The 1,686-nt window shown below is 65.5% G+C and carries 1 protein-coding gene and 1 pseudogene; both read right to left on the bottom strand.

Annotation, left to right across the window (positions count from 1 at the left end):
• Positions 1 to 200 (bottom strand): annotated as a pseudogene (locus AB4099_RS35150) (HlyD family type I secretion periplasmic adaptor subunit); the annotation flags it as partial.
• Positions 201 to 257: 57 nt separating this feature from the next.
• A partial coding sequence (locus AB4099_RS35145) for a calcium-binding protein (RefSeq protein WP_441481498.1) occupies positions 258 to 1,686 on the bottom strand: 1,429 nt, incomplete at its 5' end.

Below are 1,686 nucleotides of genomic sequence, written 5' to 3'. Positions count from 1 at the left end.
AGGTTCTGGTCGACCTTGACCGAGCCCTGGGCGATCACGGCGCCGTTGAGATGGGCGCTGGCAGCCCAGCCGCCGCAGCCGACGACCAAGAGCAGGGCGAGCGCCGTGCCGGCAAGCATATGCCGGCCCAGGCCGAAGTTCGGCTCGCGCTCCCCCCTGGCGTCCCCGCCGGCCTGCGATGCGACATTGCGTGTGGTCATGGTCGTTTCTCCCGTCAGCCGGCCCGGGATGCGAGGCGCGACCGCCCCGCACCGGGATCAGTAATAATAAAGCCTGTGACTGCCCTGGATCTCGATCGAGTAGTCCTTCTCGTCATTCTGCTCGAGATAGACGTCGACGAAGGTGCGGTCGTCGTCACCGATCTTCTCGATGCGGAAGCGGAAGGGCCGGCCGGAATCGTCGCCATCCTCGCCATAGGTGCGATCGAAGGCATCGTCGTCGGAACCGCTTCCGCCGTCATCGTCATCATCATCGTCGTCGTGCTTGCGGATCTGGTACTGCTTGATGCGAAGGCGGTCGCCGGCCTCAAGATCGAGGATCTGGTGGATCAAGTCGCGATCGTCCTCGTCGTAGGGCACGTCGAACGAAAAGATGTCGTCGCCGGCGCCCCCGGTCAGCGTCACCGCGTCGGCTCCGATGGTGAAGTGGTCGTTGCCGCTGCCGCCGATCACGGCCTCGATATTGGAGAAGCCGTCTTCGCCGATCTCGACGCTGACCGCCTTGCCCTCGACCAGGTTGATGTCGATGCTCTGCGTGGCCCGGGAGTAATCCAGCGTGTCGCAACCGCTGCCGCCATCATAGCAATCGGCTGCGGCATCGAGCGTACCGATGATCACGTCGTCGCCAGACCCGGCCTCGACCCGGTCCCTGCCCCCACCGCCATCGAGCGTATCGGCGCCGCTACCGCCTTCGATCTGGTCGTTGCCGCCGCCGCCCTGGATCACGTCATTGCCGGTCCCACCGAACAGGCAGTCATTGCCGGTGCCGCCATCAATGACGTCATTGCCGTCATTGCCCTCGATCCGGTCGTCGCCCGCACCGCCGAAGAGCCGGTCATGGCCAGCGTCGCCCTTGACCTTATCATCGCCGTTACCGCCGAAGACGATGTCGTCGCCATCGCCCCCATCTGCCTCGTCATCGCCATCGCCGGCGTCGAGGATGTCGTTGCCGCCACCGCCAAAGAGCCGGTCCTGGCCGCGGCCGCCGGAAAGATGGTCATCGCCCTCGCCCCCATCGACCCAGTCGTCGCCGTCATCGCCGGAGAGCGTGTCGTTGCCGGTTTCGCCGAAGAGCCGGTCGTTGCCGCCGCCGCCATTTGCAACGTCGTTGCCCCCACCGAGGCGGGCCGTGTCCTGGCCGCAGCCGAATTGGACGAGGTCGACGTGAGCCCCCCCGATGACGGTATTGTCGCCATTGCCGGTGCAGACGGTGTTGTTGCCGTCGCCGGTGAAGACGGTGTTGTTGCCTTCACCCGCATCGATCCAGTCGTCGCCGTCGCCGCCATCGATGAAATCGTTACCGTCGCCACCATAGAGCCGGTCGTTGCCCTTGCCGCCGATGATGATGTCATCGCCGGCCTCGCCGTAGATGATGTCGTCGCCATCCTCGCCGAAGAGCTGGTCGTCGCCGTCGCCGCCATAGATCGTGTCGTTGCCGGTGCCGCCATAGACGATGTCGTTGCCGCGG

Source organism: Allobosea sp. 2KB_26, from assembly GCF_052115715.1.
Classification (GTDB): domain Bacteria; phylum Pseudomonadota; class Alphaproteobacteria; order Rhizobiales; family Beijerinckiaceae; genus Allobosea.
The sequence above is the reverse complement of the archived record's forward strand: the minus strand, read 5'-3'. Positions and strand labels throughout refer to the sequence as shown.